At 38.2% G+C, this 18,611-nt stretch carries 14 protein-coding genes; 4 read left to right on the top strand and 10 right to left on the bottom strand.

Annotated elements, in window-relative coordinates; translation table 11 throughout:
- Positions 1-482 precede the first annotated feature (482 nt).
- Both HPY74_14155 and HPY74_14150 read left to right on the top strand, forming a co-directional pair.
- Entirely contained in the window at positions 483-755 is a 273-nt protein-coding gene (locus tag HPY74_14155) for a hypothetical protein (GenBank protein NSW91787.1), read from the top strand.
- A gap of 187 nt (positions 756-942) precedes the next feature.
- Positions 943-2,625: an AAA family ATPase gene (locus HPY74_14150; GenBank protein ID NSW91786.1), complete on the top strand. Its 1,683-nt coding sequence runs from the start codon at positions 943-945 to the stop codon at positions 2,623-2,625.
- Between the two features lie 432 nt (positions 2,626-3,057).
- Here HPY74_14150 and HPY74_14145 read toward each other — a convergent pair whose 3' ends face one another.
- A complete protein-coding gene (locus HPY74_14145) occupies positions 3,058-3,555 on the bottom strand; it encodes a DUF3794 domain-containing protein (GenBank protein NSW91785.1) in 498 nt (165 codons plus the stop codon).
- 46 nt (positions 3,556-3,601) lie between these two features.
- Positions 3,602-3,943, bottom strand: coding sequence for a hypothetical protein (locus HPY74_14140; GenBank protein ID NSW91784.1), 342 nt, complete (start codon positions 3,941-3,943; stop codon positions 3,602-3,604).
- 168 nt (positions 3,944-4,111) lie between these two features.
- On the opposite strand from HPY74_14140, the gene HPY74_14135 reads away from it, so the two are divergent.
- Together HPY74_14135 and HPY74_14130 are read left to right on the top strand one after the other, a co-directional pair.
- A complete protein-coding gene (locus HPY74_14135) occupies positions 4,112-4,603 on the top strand; it encodes a DUF3794 domain-containing protein (protein NSW91783.1) in 492 nt (163 codons plus the stop codon).
- Positions 4,604-4,617: 14 nt separating this feature from the next.
- On the top strand, positions 4,618-5,115 hold the full coding sequence (locus tag HPY74_14130) for a DUF3794 domain-containing protein (GenBank protein NSW91782.1): 498 nt from the start codon (positions 4,618-4,620) through the stop codon (positions 5,113-5,115).
- A 96-nt stretch (positions 5,116-5,211) separates the two neighbouring features.
- Here the strand turns inward: HPY74_14130 and HPY74_14125 are convergent, their stop codons facing one another.
- The 8 genes from HPY74_14125 to HPY74_14090 form a co-directional block, all read right to left on the bottom strand.
- Positions 5,212-5,733 (bottom strand): hypothetical protein, encoded by a 522-nt coding sequence (locus HPY74_14125; GenBank protein NSW91781.1) that lies wholly within the window; start codon positions 5,731-5,733, stop codon positions 5,212-5,214.
- A gap of 239 nt (positions 5,734-5,972) precedes the next feature.
- Positions 5,973-6,743 carry an SDR family oxidoreductase gene (locus HPY74_14120; protein ID NSW91780.1) on the bottom strand — a complete coding sequence of 257 codons (771 nt, stop codon included), beginning with the start codon at positions 6,741-6,743 and terminating at the stop codon, positions 5,973-5,975.
- Positions 6,744-6,986: 243 nt separating this feature from the next.
- A complete protein-coding gene (locus HPY74_14115) occupies positions 6,987-8,060 on the bottom strand; it encodes an HD-GYP domain-containing protein (GenBank protein ID NSW91779.1) in 1,074 nt (357 codons plus the stop codon).
- Positions 8,033-8,254, bottom strand: a complete 222-nt coding sequence (locus HPY74_14110; protein NSW91778.1) for a hypothetical protein — start codon at positions 8,252-8,254, stop codon at positions 8,033-8,035. The genes HPY74_14115 and HPY74_14110 overlap by 28 nt, the downstream gene beginning before the upstream one ends.
- Positions 8,255-8,460: 206 nt before the next feature.
- A complete protein-coding gene (locus HPY74_14105) occupies positions 8,461-13,194 on the bottom strand; it encodes an AAA family ATPase (GenBank protein NSW91777.1) in 4,734 nt (1,577 codons plus the stop codon).
- A 359-nt stretch (positions 13,195-13,553) separates the two neighbouring features.
- Positions 13,554-14,582, bottom strand: a complete 1,029-nt coding sequence (locus HPY74_14100) for an NAD(P)-dependent alcohol dehydrogenase (protein ID NSW91776.1) — start codon at positions 14,580-14,582, stop codon at positions 13,554-13,556.
- A 41-nt stretch (positions 14,583-14,623) separates the two neighbouring features.
- Positions 14,624-16,894: a DUF4424 family protein gene (locus HPY74_14095; protein NSW91775.1), complete on the bottom strand. Its 2,271-nt coding sequence runs from the start codon at positions 16,892-16,894 to the stop codon at positions 14,624-14,626.
- 188 nt (positions 16,895-17,082) lie between these two features.
- The gene (locus tag HPY74_14090) at positions 17,083-18,303 is read right to left on the bottom strand and encodes a glycerol-3-phosphate acyltransferase (protein NSW91774.1); all 1,221 of its coding nucleotides are present in this window, start codon (positions 18,301-18,303) and stop codon (positions 17,083-17,085) included.
- Positions 18,304-18,611: the final 308 nt, after the last annotated feature.

Here is an 18,611-nt window from a genome sequence, read left to right as displayed (position 1 = left end):
CTGACAGAGTCACAAATAAAATCGATATTCAACTATAAACTATAACTTGAATTTTCGGATACTTAAAAGGGCTGTTGCAGTTGCAACAGCCTTACAATTTTTGTAAAGTTATCACCATTTTTTAATGTCTGATACCAAAGTCAGGTTATATTATATTTTACATATGTTCGCAATATTTGTCAAATTTTTTATGAAGTTACTTTTTTCGACATTAATTTCAAATATAAAGTATAAGTACTGCATAAGTCTTCATTTATTCCATTGTTAACATGGCCTATTGCGAAATTGCTGTCCCCTACAAATTGTACGCAGGGATATAATGTACCATTAGGTCCTACCGATATCTGCTTTTTCCCCAATTCGTACCTTTCCCTGCAATAGCTGTTCCGGTTTATGTGTGAACTGATTTTTACTTCAAAGGGACTTAAGTAGAATTTTTCCTCAAGGAGTGTTTTTTCGTAATAAAAATCTGCAAGTTCCAAATGGTATACAAGGTCAGGATTGACGGAAGAGAAGTATTCTTTTATATACTGAGTGAAGAGGAGCCGCTACAGCTTGGTAATTTAATCGGCGCAGTATTTTACATAGATCTGAAGCCTCGGTATGACGAAATAATTATGAGGCTAAAAAAACTGGTAGAGCAGTTAAATAAGATGAGCAAAGAGGATCTCAAGTTATTTAAGGTATGGCTTAAAAATATTGCAACGTGTGGGATGACAGAGGAAGAAACGGGGGAATTGAAAACGGCATTATAATTTCATAATCGTAATGATTGTTGTAATAATCAAGTAAATGGGCTATAATCATTAATAAAGAATTAAATAGAAATTATTCAAGAGTGTGTTAAATAAATAATGTTTAAGGGATTGAAAGGATCGGATTAGGGTGCGAGAGGAGTGAGTCGGATTGAAGAAACTGCCATATGGTATCAGTAATTATAAAATGCTGGTAGAAGAGAATTTATACTATGTTGATAAGACAATGTATATAGAAAAACTGGAGAATTTACATTCATACTATTTATTTTTCCTGCGCCCGAGAAGGTTTGGCAAAAGTTTATTTGTATCGTTGCTCCAAAGCTATTATGATATAAATGAAAAAGAGCATTTTGATGCTTTGTTTAAGGATACTTATATAGGACGGAATCCGACAAAAGAAAGGAACAGCTACTATGTTATTAATTTTGATTTCACTGGAGTTACCACCGATACAAAGGAACAATTGGAAGAAAGCTTTATAAATGTTACAAGGTTGGCATTTAAAGATTTCATAAATCGCTATAAATTATCGCCTGACTATATAATAAAAGAATCCGATTTGAATATATCAGCAGCGAATATATTGGAAGATTTTTTTACAGATGTTAAGAATAAAATCGATAAGCCCATTTACGTTATCATAGACGAATATGACCATTTTGCAAATGAGCTTCTAAGCTTTCAGTTTGACTTGTTCAAGCAGTCGGTAAGCAAAACCGGATTTGTTAGAAAGTGGTACGAGGTGCTTAAGAAGCAGACAAAGACAATTGTAAAGCGCATATTTGCCACAGGTGTAAGCCCAATTACCCTGGATAGCCTTACCAGCGGATTTAACATTGCCGATGACATAACAAGGCTGGATACTTTTAATGAAATGATGGGCTTTACCGAGGAAGAAGTAAGGCGGATGGTTAAGGATACTGCCCGTTTTCCTGTGAGCGAAAGTAATATGGAAGAGTTAATGGAAGTGCTGCATAAGAACTATGACGGGTACTTGTTTTCGGAGAAAGCAAAAAAAAGGTTATTTAATAGTGACATGATATTATACTATTTAAAAACCTATATAGAAAACAAAGAAGGACCTATAGACTTAATCGACCAGAACATTGCCAGCGACTATGGGAAATTGGGCAGGATGTTTGAGCTAAAGAACAGAAAAGGCAATATGGAAGTTTTAGAAAAGATACTAAATGGAGAGGAAATTGTAGCACAGATAACCAGGCAATTCAGTATGGAAAAGGATTTTACGCAGGATGATTTTATATCGTTGCTGTTTTACTTGGGGCTTCTAACAATAGATGAAAGGGTATTATCCCGAGTGAAGCTAAGAGTTCCCAACTACGCTATAAAGGGCTTATACTTTGATTATTTTGCTAAAAAGATAAGAGAGGCCATGGATTATGAGCTTGACGCCTCAGAAATCAGCGACGCTGTATCGCAAATTGCCCTTGAAGGCAAGAATGAAAAGTTTATAGAAGTGATCGAAAAGACCCTGCACAAGCTTTCCAACCGTGATTACATAAATTTTGACGAAAAATATGTTAAACTTATTATGCTTTCTTATTTTATGCTAAGCAGCGTGTACCTGGTAAAATCGGAATATGAAGTAGAGGATGGATATATAGATATAGCTCTATTGAAAAGGGAACCCATTGATCCTGCCTATTTTGCAATATTTGAGGTAAAGTACATTAAAAAATTGGAATATGAAGCACACGGGGAAAAAATCATAGAAGAGAAGAAAAACGAAGCCATGGAACAGATAATGAAGTACAAAAGCTCTGATGAGCTTCAAAACCTGCCCAGGCTTAAGAAATGGGTAGTTGTTTTTGTGGCGGATAAATGTGTTGTTAATGTAGAGATATAATTGGTATAGGACGCTAAAGTCCAATAAGTTCATTGTTAACTTCAACCAGTATGAGCAAAATAATTACATTAATTTCTTATTTGTTTAAAGATAAAAAAATATTTCGGCAGGGGGAAAGCTACACATCCGAGCAAGGGAAATATCCTGTAATATAAAATATCCTGTAATATATTTAACCTTTAAATACATTAAGCAGAGAACATAATATGATATAATAATGATATGTGTGATATGTGCTGTGATTGGGGGAATACATGTGAATTCAATAAGGGGTTTACACAAAAATTTGCAGGATTTAATCATAAACCTTGGCGGCTCATTTGTCGGATTTTTCAATGTAATGCTAACAAAGAACCTGAATTAACACCCCGGGTTCTTTGTTAGCATAGTGCGTCAATATATGCTGAATTATAATTGGGAATATGTCAAGATTTAGTTAAATAGTGAACTCGATGCATTAAGAAAAATTGTAATGTTTTTAAAAATATCTCTTTTGTCCGTCAGCTTTACAAATATGTCTTCGATGAAAGCTTCAACCGCTATTATGTCAGGTAAACCAGGAGTTAACGGTAGTGATATTTTTGGTAAAACTATGTATGAACTTACAATCTTTTCATTTTCAAATGCGTGTACAGGCTGTGAAGGTTCATTGGCTATGTATACTATTTTTTCCCGTATATTTAATTCTACAATAAGCTTTGCACCAGTAGATATTAGCCCTGATGAACTTTTCCCAATTGGAGTTTCAACAATTCTTTTACTAAGTACATTGACTTCTGCGATAACTTTTAATATTTGTTCGGCTTCTGGCTTCAGATCGGGTATCTTGAGGTTTTCCATCACCGACATTTCAGTAAATGCTCTCGGACATGATGGAAAAGCATCTGCTATTCCCGAAATTTCTATCAGGTCCCTTACTATATTGGCCATAAAATCCTCCTTTCAAACAAACTATATCATTCCCGGCAATAATTGATTAACCATTTTCAGGTTCTATATAGAGTTCGTCATTTATTGAATAAATGCAGGCTTCTTTTTCAATATAGGCAATTTTTATGATATGTTCAATGTTAGGTTCTACTGGGAACAGAAACTGTCCGCATTTATCCGTGAATTGGAACGCAATAGGTTTTAATTTTTCATTGCAATCCTGTTTCTGAAATAACTTTACCAGGACATCTTTAACAGGATTATCTTCAGGGTCCACAACTATACCGTGGATTACACCCCTATTTTCGGGCCTAAGCTTGAATTTTAGATCGATTTCCTCATTTTGATCTACTGTTATTGGTTTTGAACGTATTATTCTATAACCCATATTATAACACCTCCGGAAATATTACCAGTATTATAATATTAAATTTTCTCTAAAGTGTTACAATATTTTTCATATAAAATTTCAATATTCTTGTAACGCTTTTATAAACGTTAACATAATATATACTGGGAGTAACCCAAAAAATTAATCTTCTAGGGAGGTTTTACTATGGCTTCTGTATTAAGAAATTTGGTAGAGATTGTGGGAATAGCAGATCAATTTCCAACAGCTCCAACAAACTTTACCCAGATTGCTATCGCAGAAACACTCAGATTGCCTGATACAAAACCAGACATTGAACAAATTACAAAAGTAACAATTGATACTGTTATAATCAGTACCAACGTGGTAGCAACACCTATCGGCACTGCAGTAGGTGGTTCGATACTCACGGGAGCAAAATTAATAGTAGAAGGTAAGCTACGCCAAAAAATAGAATATGTAGCTAATGAGCCCACGCAGTCTGTTCATGCGGCTGAATTCGAAACGCCTTTCAGCACCTTTGTTGTAATTCCGCTTCCGGTTCTACCTATAACTCCTCAACTGGCATTGAAATATCCTGTGGAGGCATTTATTGAAGACGTTTATATCAATCAGGTAGATGCCAGAACTATATTCAAAAATGTCACTGTCTTTTTGAATGTGACGATTTTACCGTGATTGGAGGGTCAACAATGGCTAATGTTGTTAGGGATCTAGTGGAAATTGTAGGTATTGCTGATAACTTTCCAACAGCACCCGTAGCATTTGCACAATTTTCTGTAATGGAAAAACTAGTAATACCCGATGCAAAACCAGATATAGAGCAGATTTTAAAGGTCCTCATTGAAGCGCATATAACGAGTACGCGCATTGTTATTACTCCAGTAGGTACGTCAACAGCAGGATTGATATTAACTGGCTCAAAACTTGTAGTTGAAGGTATTGTAAAACAGAAGATAACTTATGTTGCGGCCACACCAGAGCAAGCAATCCATGCTGCTGAATTTGATTTACCATTCAGTACCTTCATGGTATTGCCTACGCTCACTGTGCCGATTACCCCCGGAATAGTAAACCAAATTAATGTAGAACCCTTTATTGAGGATGTATATGTGAATTTAGAGAACCCGCGGACTATACTAAAAAATGTAACTTTATTTTTAAATGCTACCAGTGCATTATTTGCATAACTACGAAAATTACGATTTTTCATCCCCATAACTACTTTTCGATATGCAATAGAGCTGCAATAGAGCGGATAGGCTTAAGAACTTATCCGCCCTTTCTTATTCATCTTCCTGATAATCTGTCTTCTCCAGTATCTCCAAAGGATCTATTTTACTTAAATTATAGCTTTTAAAATAGTATTCATATAAATCTTTGTCGATTTCAAGTGCAACAGATAGGTTTTGCATTATTGTTCGTTTATCATATACTGAATAGGCTATATTTTCTATTCGACCAACAACTGTAAGAAGGTCACAAATTGATTCCGGAAGGTAGATGGCCGTCAAAGGAAGTATAATACCATTTAAAAACTCGGACCTCGCATCAAAAGCATGAAGGTTTTCACCTGGAACAGCAATATATAGTATTTTTTGCTTTAATATCCAATGAACCATAATTTTATTGCCATTAACATAAGTTTCCTCAGCGGATTCCCCCACAGGTGTTTTTACTATATATTTTCTGTTTATGCAAATCTCAGATAGTATTTCATCAACTTTTCCGATATCAGGCATAGTTTCAGGGATTTTTATATTGTTATCAATTTGTATTTGGCTGGTAATAAATAATTTGTTGATCAAAAAAATCATCCCTCTTTTTGGCTTACTACTATTTACTATAATAAATATAACTATATAATAAATATATTATTGGTATTTTTAAATATTCAAAAATTTTTGAATTCAAGCTTCCACACAGCAGAATACATCATCAATCAAGACATCATTATCCTAATCTTCCGGGTTATTGGTATTCATGTACCTGGTATCTGTCGAATCCTGTCGAATTAACTGTGCCTTGATACGTCCACATGTAAATGCTATTTTGCATAAATCATTTTAACAGTCATTCCGCCGTCAACATTCAGGTTTGCGCCGGTAATAAAACCCGCTTCATCTGACGCAAGAAACATGCAGGCCGCTGCAATATCTTCAGCCTTTCCAACCCTACCCGCGGGATGCTGTTTGTGGTCAATCTCCCTTAACTCCGGTTTGAATACCTTTGAGCTTTTTTTGTGCTCAGACACTTCAATCCATCCTGGGCATATGGAGTTAACCCTTATCCCATATTCGCCAAGGCTTACCGCCAGAGAATGAGTCAGGGCCAAAATACCACCTTTTGATGCCGAATAAGGTTCTGTATTCGGTTCAGACATTAGAGCCCTGGTAGAAGAGATATTTATAATGGCTCCACCCCCCTTTTTCGCCATCAGTTCGGCAGCATACCTGGAACACATATATGTACCCCTTAAATTTACGGCAATTACCCTATCCCATTCATCCATACTCCTTGTAAATATAGTGCCGCCTGCTCCGATTCCTGCATTATTTATGAGGACATCCACCCTTCCATACTTTTCGCTGACATGCTTAAACAAATTTCTTACATCCTCTTCCAGAGCCACATTGGTTTTTATAAAAATGGCTTCGCCGCCATTTTTATTTATATACTCTTCATTTTCCTGCCCTGCCTCTTCATCAATATCCGCAATTATTACCTTCGCTCCCTCTTTTGCAAATGACCTGCAGATAACCCGGCCTATTCCCTGGCCTCCTCCCGTTACAACCACCGTTTTTCCGTAAAAATTCATACTGCACCACCTTATTTTTTGTATAATACTATTGTAAAATATCTAATAATAATATGCAATACATGTTTAAGCTTCAAATTATGACCGCTTCAAATTCTTATATAAAATAGTCCTTTATATACAGGATATACAGGTACAGGTAGTCGATAAATCCCTTTGGGTATCCGGGTCTTTATTTTACATAGTTTTCAACATGGTCTGAAAAACGTTCGGAATATCATTTTATATACGGATATATACGGACTACACCATCTCAACAATTTTATATTGCTTGTTTTGCGATAAATCTATATACATGCCGTCAACAGATACAATCGGCGTTGAAATACTTTGCGGCGAGATAAAAACAACTTCACCTGTTTTACCATTATTCATTTTCACCTTTGAACCAATGTAATAACTTGATACATTGGAGAGAAAGGTTATCATAACTTTTGTATCAAAATATCCGTATCCTATTCTTAAAAACTCCCTGAATGTATCAAATGGAGTAATCCGTTTTTTGTAAATCCTTTCTGAAGTTAATGCGTCATATACATCGGCAACGGATATGATTTTTGAATACCGGTTTATCCTATCTCCTTTTATACCAAGAGGGTAACCCTTTCCATCCTCCCGCTCATGATGCATGTATATACCTTCCCTTATATCATTAGTTATTTGCGGGATATTTTCCGTAAGCTCACATCCAATAGCGGTATGATTCTTTATCTGCTCATATTCCTCTGGCAACAGCGGACCTTTCTTATTTAAAATATCGACGGGTATTCTTGATTTGCCTATATCATGTAGAATACCCGTTGTAACAACACTTTTAGTTTCTTCTTCCGATAGGCCCAACCACCTGGCTATTAGTAAAGCATAAACCGAAACATTGATACTGTGTGTATAAGTATATTCAGACACGTTTTTTATTTCATTCATACATTCCAGGATATAGCTTATGTTGCTTATTTGGGAATAAACGAAATTAGAAATATACTCAATTTTCTCATAATCCAGTTTTTTCCCTGATACCAGGTCATTCAACACCTGCTTTATTATATCAAGGTTTTCCTTATAGTCTCTTTTAAATTTTTTTATAAACAGCACGTTTTTTTCTCCTTTTTTTCGATCCTTTGGCTCGTACACCGATAACTGGCGTACCCGGAAAGCCTCCAGCCTTTTAATAATATACTCATTAATTACTGTGCCTTTCGATACAATAAGAATGCCGTGGTCATTGTACAGATCATCTGCAAGTATATCCCCCGGCCTGCATTGATAAAGATGCACATACTTTTTCCTTTTTACAGGCAAATGTTCTTCATCACGCACTTGACGATCTCCTCCTTCTCCTCCAAAGTCAGAATATTATTTGACTGGCTGTCAAATGTAACCGAACCTCCCGATTTTGCAAGATTAACCTCTACGTTCCCTGGAACATCAAAATATGCATCTTTGCTGTACCAAAAATTAAATTTGCATTTTTTATCTTTTACCAATTTCACAACATGATAATATATGTTCAACCGTCTTCACCCCACTGGCCAAATTTCTTAATCGACTGACTCAGATAAATTTCAACAATATATAGCATAAAAAATGTTCTAAAAAAAACATCACCCGAATGGGTGAGAAAAGCATTTTTTTATAAAAAGCACACCTTCGCATAATATGCGAGGTGTGCGTCTAATAATTAATAATTAATAATAAATTTTACAATACACAATAAATTTTACAACATATTCAATTCCTTCGCCCTTGCCACGACCTGTACCCTTCTATTCACCTGGAGTTTTCCGTATATATTCTTTATATGGGTTTTGACAGTATTTACGGTAACCTCCAGCCTTTCAGCAATTTCCCTGTTCGACAGCCCTGCCCCAATCAGCCTGAGTACCTCCATCTCTCTTTCTGTAAGGAAATCAGCCGGAGACAGGTATGTTTCACCCTTTATTTCAGAGGCATCCCTCTCCAAAAATGTCTGCAGTGCTTTTGCATAGATCATTTGACCCGCCAGGAGTTTTAGTAGCCCAAGACGCTCTTCGGTAAATACTCCTGGCATAAAACTGTTTTCCAGGTACAAAACCCCTACAGGTATGTCTCTAAGTTGCAGGGGAATACAAGCTATGGATTTTACCCCGGATTTTGTAATATACGGGTCCCTGGCAAATATTCCGGCCTGCTCGATACTATTCACTATCACCGGTTCAAATGTTCTGGCAACATACCGTACCACCGACCTTGAAAGGTTGTCGCTTTCTTCCAGGGAAATAGATTTTATGACTACTCCTCGGCTGCTTTCGTTGACCTTTGCTGCTTCAATTGCTGCTTCAATGAATAATTCATCGTCCTTTTCCAGTATCAAGTACCCCTTGTTCGCACCGGCGCTTTCCACTGCAACCTCCAAAAAGTTTTCCAGTAGCTTATCAGGGTCAGATTGTTCCGAGATATTCCGTATCACCTTTTGAATCGAGTAAATATCACGGTCGCTTGCCGCTTTGCTTTCGCTGATATTAGAAAACATGAGAATATTTCTTAATATTTCGGCTGAATCATACTTTCCCTTTTCCTCTTCCACCTCTACTCCATCTAACAGTTCCGGATACCGGCATTCCAAATCCTGTATCTTTGCTACTGCTCCCCATTCGCAGTATAAACGGAAAGCATCGCTCATATATGCCTTTGCAATCCTGTCCCTGCCTTCAGCCGAATAAAACCTTGCAGCCAGTTCACAGGCGATGGCTTTGTTCTGAATATAACCGTTTTCATGTGCGGACCGGATGGCTTTATCATACAGGTTCCAGGCTTTCTGTTTCCTCCCGAATATACGCGATATTTCGGCCTCAACCAACAAGTACTTGTGCAGGAAGTTTTCCGGGCAGAAATACGACCATTTCTTCATCTGCCGCTGGTTTTTCTTAAGTACTTTTATGAATCTTTTCCTGTCCTTTGGAGACAGTTGCTCATATATAGCAGTAATTGCAAGAGAGTAATAGAAATTGTATTCTGCGGATAGCATAAACCCCATTATCGCACCTGTACAGCTTTTGATTTTTTCTGCCGCAGAGATTGCATCTCGATATTCGCCGGACAGGTAGCAAAGCTGCATTTTTGAAAAATAATAAGCTGCCATCGATGCCTTATCGCCTTTCATTGATTTAATAAAGCCATCTTCATCAAAACCGTCGGCACCAACTGGAGCAAAGCCGCCGCTCCGGCCTACCAAAGCAGAAGCAAGCCGTTCATAGATTGCAGCGTTTATAGCAAGGTTTTCGTGTTTCATTTTCCGGGCATAGCTGCTGCACTTTCGTGCTTCCTCCAGGACTTCATCGAGAGCTGTCCCCATAATGTATTTGTTTTCGAGAATAACTCCGTAGGAGTACCCGGCTATAAGCACATTTCCAGCTTCAATGGCACATTGTACGGCTTTATACAGGTATTGAAGCCCTTCTTTTCCATGCCGTGTCCAATGGTATATAATCGAACCGACCGTAAAATACACAATGCACTTAGCAAAGTTTTTACCAAACCTTTCCACAAGTGTTACTGCCACCTTGCCAAGCTTGTACCCGTCTGCGTAATTGCCCAGCACGCTTCCTTCAATTATACTATATCCTATATATCCTATTGAAGCTATTTCGTTATTACCATATCTTACTGCATGATTGCCTGCTTTTATGATGGCCAGTGCATATAAATCGGGATAACTTGTGCATGTAACTAATATAAAGCTTATAAGGAGCTGGGCAACTTTCTTCTGAACCGGATCCTCCATCTCAGGCAGTTCAGCCAGGTCATCTATGCTCTTATTGCGCATATGCCATTTGTATAACAGCAGTTCCCTAGCATTATCGAATATACCGGGCTTGGATGGCAGTTTCATCCCAAGATTTTTCAATGCATTTAAGCCAATTTTTACAGCTTCGCCGTATTTCCCCGTTCCGGTATACAACACCATCTTCAGGCTGTACACATCCGCCCTCTCAAGCTCTGTCCCCAGCCGGTTGACTATCATGTCGAACAGTCGCTCCGCCATTGTGGGATCGCCCGCAAGATACTCGCACTGGGCACGTTCCATGTAAAGGTCGTAGCATAGATTGTAGCAGCTATCCCATGAACCGTCCGGCAGAAGCTCCATACCTGCTCTAAAAAAGCTAATGGCCAAATCGTAAGCAGCAGAGGCTTTTGCTTTCCGGCCCGCTGTCAGGTTATATCCTGCAAGCTTCAGCCTTTCCTCCAGGTCTTTAATTAAATCCAGGCCTCGGTTTAAATGGTCCAAAACGGACAATATCCTGTCGTCAAGCTCGTTCTGGCTCATACTTTGCAGAATCATCCGGCCAACCTTCACGTGTGCCTTTTTCTTCTCTTCTTCCGGAAACAGGGAATACACCGCTTGCCTGACCATGTCATGCAAGAATTCATAAATACCGGTTACAGTACCTTGATGTGATACCTGCAAATCCTTTTCCTCATGAGATACAAGAGGTACAAATCCCTCGAGAACGGCCGGAAAAATAAGTGAGGCCGTTTCAACCTGTGTTTTTTCACAGATGGTAGACAGAGTTTTGATATCAAAAGTATTTCCGATACAGGAAGCCAGTTTTAAGATGCTGATCGTTTCTCCCGGAAGCGTTTGCAGCTTTTCAAGTATAAGGTCCATAACGTCATCGGGCATTTGCAATCCCAGTATGGCTTCTATTTCCCATTCCCAGCAGCCTTTCTTCATATTGAACGTTATAAGCTTTTCGTTATAAACGCTCTTTAATAACTGTCCCAGGAAGAAGGGAATACCACACGTTTTACGGTACAATGTATCGGCGAGCAATTCAACTTTTGCCTCGGGGCAGTGCAAGGCTCCCGCAATGAACTCTATAACTTCTGTACGGTCAAAAGGAGCGAGGTGAATTTGGCGCACTGGAATCCCTTCCTCCCTGATTTTCTCGAGGATCACGGGCAGCGGATGTTCCGCCGTAACCTCGTTATCCCTGTAGGCGCCGGCAAGAAGCAGATAATCCAGGTTAGTATCCCTGCAAAGGTATCTGATAAGCTGTAAAGAAGACAAATCAGCCCACTGTATGTCATCCAAAAATATTACCAAGGGATGTTCTTTCTCTGCAAAAACCTTGATAAAATTTCCGAATACCATAAAGAAGCGGTTCTGTGCCTCCTTTGGCTGAAGTGCTTCAACAGGTGGTTGTTGTCCGATTATCATTTCTACTTCGGGAATCAGCCCGGTAATAACGGCACCGCTACGCCCCAGGGCTCGCAATATTTTTTCCCTCCATATTTCGAGGTTTTCCTTGCTCTCGGTCATAAGCTGCCTTATCACACTTCCCATGGCAGCGGCAAAGGAAGCGTAGGGTATATTTTGACGCAGCTGGTCAAATTTGCCGTATGCAAAATATCCTTTTTTCATCGCAATAGGCTTGAGGGTTTCGTTTATCAACATAGTTTTCCCTGTACCAGCATATCCGCTTACCATGATAAATTCTCCCTGATTAGCGCATGCACGCTCGAAAGCAGTTTTCAGAACTTGTGCCTCATCTTTCCTTCCATAAAGCCTGCGTGGCAGCTCAAAACGCGGAGATATATCCATCTGTCCGGGAGTGAATGGTTCAATTTTTCCTGCCAGGTTCCACTGCCGCCTGCATTCCTCCAAATCTCTTACAAGTCCAAAAGCACTCTGGTACCTCTCATCAGGATTTTGGGAAAGCAGTTTCATAATAACGGCGCATAAGGCCTGAGGTATCTTTGGATTAATTTTATCCGGAGCTTCCGGCTTCCCGGCAATGTGGACATGCAAACATTCAACAGGGTCTTCAGACTGCAATAGAGGCTGACCGGTTAAAACTTCGTAAAATACTACTCCGAGAGAATAATAGTCGCTGCGGTAGTCGGCATCACTTTCCACCCGCCATGACTGCTCTAGGGGCATACCTAGGGGCATATGTTCAAGAGTCCCTAAGGGGGCACCGGTTATTGTTGCATTTTCAATTTTCGTAGAAAAAAGGACCGCTGTGCTAAAGTCAATTATTTTTGTTTTTCCTGTTCCGGGATGAACAAGTATGTTTTCCGACCTCAAATCCCTGTGAATTATTCCATTTTGGTGAAGTTCGCCCAGTGTCTCCGCTAGCTGGACAGCTATATCAAGGAAGGTTGGAATATCTACATAGTTGTTCCTAACATATTCTCTTAGGTATACGGCCCCGGTGTCTTCCATTATTAGAGCAAGAGAGTTACCAGCCTTCTCCAGTCTAATAGGCTTAATAATGCCCTCAATCTCAAGAGTTCGGGTAATCTCGTACTCATAAATGAATTTGGATATTTCCACTGGATTGTTTGCCTCTTCCTTTAGCACCTTTATGATAACCGGTACCTGACCCCGGACTGCATACCCTCTATAAATCCTTATCCTGTTGTTTTCATGTATCATTTCATGGATTATGTAACCAAGCAAAACAAACATTTTCTTTCCCTACAATTTCTTTTAAGATATTATCTATCCATCTATTTATATATAACACAAATTATTATACCTTAATTTTCTTATAATTCTACACAATTACAATAAAATCCTTCAAAAATTTATATAAAATATTTAAATTTCTTTGTCGGGATGCCATGCATTATTGGGAAACAGGCGAATTTTAGATTGGCCCAAGATATGAGTCTACAGAACTGGTTATTTGTGCTACTATTTCCTCTCCGGTTAGTATCTTTTCCAGAACTTCCATATTGCCCGTTTTGTTTTTGAGTTCAAACATTTTTCCTAGTTTTCCGTAATCACTGGCAATATTCTCATCGATTAACTCTATAGGTCCTTCTTTATCTTCTATTTATGACCACCGTTTTAATTACCTTTTCTCGGTTTTTAAGGGAAACTTCAAATGCTTCGGCAATGTTATCAAATTCAAACCGGTGGGTTATCAGCCTACCTACGTTAATCCGTCCATCCGAGATCCATGAAATTGCCGTAGGAAAAGCATTTGCATATCTATTCACTGCAATATAATTTAGTTCCTTATCAATGAAATTGGCTATATTCATTTCTACTATAATATTTCCAGGCCACCCTACTTGTACAACACATCCGCCACGCCTTGCAATATTGAATAAGGATGCTGTTGCACTAACTGAGCCTGCAGTTTCAAAAATAATATCTGCTGCTTCATGTAACTCTTCCTTGTTATCAGCAACATTTATTACTTCATCTGCACCTAATTCTTTTGCTATCTTAAGACGGTTTTCCGATATATCCGCACAAATTACCTTTGAACCGCCTGCTGCCTTAAAAGTCTGCATTGTTAACAGACCAATAGGGCCAACTCCTATAATTAAGGCAGTACTGCCATTTCTAAAATTAGCCCTATTTACTGCATGTATGGCAACGGCAGTAGGTTCAATCAAGGCTGCCTCCTCAAAAGAAATATTTTCAGGAAACTTGTGTACACAATCTGCTCGGACGGTAATATAATCACAAAATGTACCGTTTATTGGTGGAGCAGAAAGAAATACAACCTCCTTACAGAGATTATAGCGTCCTATCCTACAATAATTACATTTTCCACATGGAATACCAGGTTCTATTACTACCCGATCCCCAGGTATGAAATTTTCTACACCCTTTCCTACGTCCTCAATAATCCCACTGGCTTCATGCCCTGGAATATATGGTTTTGTAACAACAAAATTTCCCAGCCTCCCCTCATGGTAAAAATGAATATCCGAACCACAAATACCGTTAACCATAATCCTCACTGTAACCTCATCCTCAGCGGGCTTTGGTTTATGTACTTTTAAAATTGTAAACTTATGGTCTGAATCCAAGTATGCACAACGATTAACATCCTGCATAATGTATTACCCCTTTCATCTTTATCCAAGTTAACATTGTATCAATAATCCCTTATTTCTCTACCTGTAATTTCAAGAGTGTTCTTATCAACAATCAAAACATAGCGGTGAGGTGGACCCCCAAGCTTTTGCAGTATATTTATTTCCACTGTTCCATTTTTCTCTTCATAGTATATTTGCGGCATTGTATTCTTAATTTTTATTGCTAACTCCTCAGAGCATTTCTGTTTATAAACCTGGCCCCTATCATCTTCCAATACATACCACTGTCCATCCTCATATACGACATATCTGTCTCCTGAATGTTCATTGTACCATTTAAAAGCTTCCTCATCTTTAAATACTATATTTATATATGCATCTCCCTTGCTTTTGCCCGTCTCTTCCTTTTTTGAAATTTCACCGTACTTTATCCTGGCCAGGACAGCCAGAACTTCATTGGTAGTAATATAATTGGTGGGTTTCAGGGTAACGTCCGGGTACCCTATAACCGCTCCTATTCTTAAAGCAGCCAATATACTGTCTTTGTACTCTTTAGGTACATCCTCCCAATCTTTGAACTGTTTGCCGTATGTATCCTCGTATGATGCCTGTATATCCATTTTAAACCCCTGCACGCCGTGAAGAAAGCACGTTATGACATTTATAGCCTCTGCCCGGCTTACAAGCCTGTCTTCAATTAAAAACTGTGAAAAAATGTCTTTCTGCCTGTATTTTTCTGCAGGAGAAAGATACGAATACTTAACCAGTATATTAAATAAGTCTTTATTTGTTATGTACTTATCCCCATCCGTTATGTTTTCCGGAACTTCTTCAATATCGGACAACAGTTCCGCATATTTTGAAGCCCAGTGACCACCCTCGGCATCTTGATGCTCATTATATCCGGTATATGCCTTTATCTCTTTTTCTCCTGTGTCCACTGTGTTTCCGGCCCAGTCTTCAGCATAGACCCGGTAATATACCTTTTTATCATCCCCGACTTCAGGTAGAAATGCATAGTACCTGCCGGTGTAACGGTTGTACATAAAATCATCAATCTGATAATCTACCAGGTGCATCTTTTTTCCGTCTTCCATGTACCACACTTCCACCGACATCTTTTTAAGATCATCATCTTTGTCCTCGATATCTACACTTATTTTTTGCCGGGTTATCTTCAGGTTAGTAATTTCAGGAGGATAACCGCTTTTTAAGTCGGGGAACATATCAACTGCAAGCTTTTGAAAAACCCCATTGGTCCTTAAAAATACTTTCTTTTCATAAAACTCCCTGTATTTATCAATTCCCTTATCCTTATAATAACTAAGTAGCAAATACGCAGCCTCCCTGCTTCCCAAGCCTCCTGCATCTGCTATGTCATCAAGTATCCCTATCGCCTGGTCATCATCTCCTATCTTAAGAAGGGCTTTTGCTCTCGCCAGTTTCAATCCGGTTTCGATATATTCATCATAATTATCATAGTCCTTTTCTTGCATAAATTCATCGATAAATTCAACTATTTCTTTATATTTGCCCTGGTTCTCCATTTCAATAATGGAGTTCAATCTGGCATCATACCTAAACTGGTCTCTCAACAGGTACCTTTCCCTGACACTAAACACTACTTTTATATTGCTGTCCGGTTCAAAATCCTTAAATTCCCATGTAATTCTGTCTCCTTCATATATGTAATTAGCGGGACTTATACTTTCCAACTGGTATGGCTCAACATTTTCCATAACAAATATTATTCTCGCATTTTCTATTCTATCCTTCCAAGGGGCGCCGGTGGTTAAAACGTAACCTGTCTGGATCAGTCCGATTGAACTGCTGGTATTCCTTGTTTCGTAAGTATTTCTCACCGTTTTCTTTTCTCCGGGTTTAAAATTCACTTCCCATGTATACCAGTAAGGGAAATTCAGACTATCCTGCCCGGTTTCCGGACCTACGCCCTTTTCAAGCTTTACCTCCACCTCTTTCCCGTCAACCCATGCAGTAAAATTGTAAAGCTTATAGTCATGAAACCATTCCGCCATTTTCTCCGTTTCATCATCCAAATCCCCGCTGGGAAACCCCATAAGCACAGTTGTTTCTTCCTGTGAATCATTGATAAACACAAATTCGCATTCCACTTTGCTGATTCCTTCTGAAACCCTCACAGTTATATCTTCAGCCTGCATGATAACGTTTGAGTTATTAACCGGGCTTACCGTTTCTCCGAATCTGCCCAGGCTTGTATCATTAGCATAGCTGTTTGAGGATACTAAAATAATAATTAAGAAAATTGATAGAATAAAAGATAAACGAAGAACAAATCTACACTTCTGCATAAAACAAACTCCTCATTTTTTATTTATTTATTTTTACTATCCAGTATAATTATATAATGCCTGAGTGAATATTTTCATTACAAAATTTTTAAAAATTTCAATCAACACTCATAATTTTCATCGAATATTTTGTACCTTCAAGTATTTTTGGAAAAGGTAATCAAACGCATTATTCACTGTATTTTGATTTATCTTAAAATAAGCGATATAACTGCGCCGGAGATAATCGGCACGCTTAAGTTATCATCCACAGGGAAAGGCAGAGCTTCAACTGCCGATGCTATAACAGCGCCAAGTATACCTGCTCCAAGAGGTAAAATACCTATGGCATATAGAAAATAAGCTACCGAAACGGACATTATCGCAAAACCTATAGTACCTTCAACGGTTTTTGGGGAGGAGTTGCCCCATTTGAAGTACCTCCGGCTGTAATTTATGCCTATAATTTTAGCCATCATGTCTCCAAATATTGAGAAACTAATAACTGCAAATGCTACCTCGTATTTAAAAAACACAAAAGATGAAAAAACACCGAGAAGAAACATCGTCATGGATGATATTCTCTTCTTCTCTTTCGCCTTATATATTTTAAAACCCTTTACATGCTCTTTTTCAAGAATGTTCTCAGCCTTCTTCCAAGATATTCTAAACATGTCTGCAGCAAGAAAAAAAGCAAGAACAGAGCCAGTAAGTTGCAAAAGCACTTTTTTGCTTATAAACAAACCCAGTATTGGCAATATAACGGCAACCGGCCTTATCATGACCCTCCATAACCTGAAGTCTTCGCTTTTTATTGTAAAAATTTTCAGTTGCTTCATGTTTATTGCGCTAATAACAAAAATAAAGCATACCAATGCCAATACCAACATAAGTGTCGGTGAAAAGCGGAAACGAATGAGGAGCAATGCAATTAGAACCGGCAAAAACACAACAGAAAGAAAATTTTCGTCCAATGTCGTGTAATATATGGCTAAAGCCAGAAAAGCCAGAAAAACCACGTCTCCAATAAGTATATGCAACGGTAACCCAAATGAAAGTTTTATAAGAAATACTATAAGCATGCCTGTTGCAGCCGCAACCCCTCTACCCCCTCTGAAATTAAGATAAAACGGGAACATGTGGCCGAGTATGGCGGCAAACCCGCTTGCGTATGCTACCGTTTCAGGAACGTTGAAGATATATATAGCTATTGCTATGGCTAACAGTCCCTTGGTGGTATCATAAAGGCCTGTTATCACGGCAGGCCAAAAACCTACGCTGCGTTTTACATTTGTTGTGCCTGCATTTTTTGTCCCTATATCGCGGATGTCCAGACCCTTCAAATGCTTTGTAATAAAATATGCCGGCAGGAATGATCCAATTAAATAACCTGTAAGAAGAGAGAATAAATTAGATAATATACTATACATATACCTATCTTCCTTTCTTAATACAATAGTATAATATGCAATATGCAAAATGCAATATGCAAATATACCTCATATGCTTCCTTTTGCTGCAATATGATGGTCACATTCTTTTATATATTACTACGTGCTGTTCGCCCAGTACTCCTTATAAATCAAAGTGCTTAAAATAAATGGGGCTTAATCTTTTGTATTTTTACTTACAGACTACAAGAAAAATGTAATTATTTCAAGAGTAGTTATTCAAAAAATTAAAAATTCTTAAATTAAATATATTTTTAAATGATTTTGCTTTATTTTTCAATATTTTA

It is taken from the genome of Bacillota bacterium (assembly GCA_013314855.1).
GTDB lineage: Bacteria > Bacillota > Clostridia > Acetivibrionales > DUMC01 > Ch48.
The sequence above is the reverse complement of the archived record's forward strand: the minus strand, read 5'-3'. Positions and strand labels throughout refer to the sequence as shown.

What these genes read in the sequence shown, in the direction of transcription:
- HPY74_14135 (NSW91783.1), top strand. Translation starts at nt 4,112, where the DNA reads ATGGCTTCTGTATTAAGAAATTTGGTAGAGATTGTGGGAATAGCAGAT.
- HPY74_14130 (NSW91782.1), top strand. Translation starts at nt 4,618, where the DNA reads ATGGCTAATGTTGTTAGGGATCTAGTGGAAATTGTAGGTATTGCTGAT.
- HPY74_14090 (NSW91774.1), bottom strand. Translation starts at nt 18,303, where the DNA reads ATGTATAGTATATTATCTAATTTATTCTCTCTTCTTACAGGTTATTTA.
- HPY74_14100 (NSW91776.1), bottom strand. Translation starts at nt 14,582, where the DNA reads ATGCAGGATGTTAATCGTTGTGCATACTTGGATTCAGACCATAAGTTT.
- HPY74_14155 (NSW91787.1), top strand. Translation starts at nt 483, where the DNA reads ATGGTATACAAGGTCAGGATTGACGGAAGAGAAGTATTCTTTTATATA.
- HPY74_14095 (NSW91775.1), bottom strand. Translation starts at nt 16,894, where the DNA reads ATGCAGAAGTGTAGATTTGTTCTTCGTTTATCTTTTATTCTATCAATT.
- HPY74_14120 (NSW91780.1), bottom strand. Translation starts at nt 6,743, where the DNA reads ATGAATTTTTACGGAAAAACGGTGGTTGTAACGGGAGGAGGCCAGGGA.
- HPY74_14140 (NSW91784.1), bottom strand. Translation starts at nt 3,943, where the DNA reads ATGGGTTATAGAATAATACGTTCAAAACCAATAACAGTAGATCAAAAT.
- HPY74_14105 (NSW91777.1), bottom strand. Translation starts at nt 13,194, where the DNA reads ATGTTTGTTTTGCTTGGTTACATAATCCATGAAATGATACATGAAAAC.
- HPY74_14145 (NSW91785.1), bottom strand. Translation starts at nt 3,555, where the DNA reads ATGGCCAATATAGTAAGGGACCTGATAGAAATTTCGGGAATAGCAGAT.
- HPY74_14150 (NSW91786.1), top strand. Translation starts at nt 943, where the DNA reads ATGCTGGTAGAAGAGAATTTATACTATGTTGATAAGACAATGTATATA.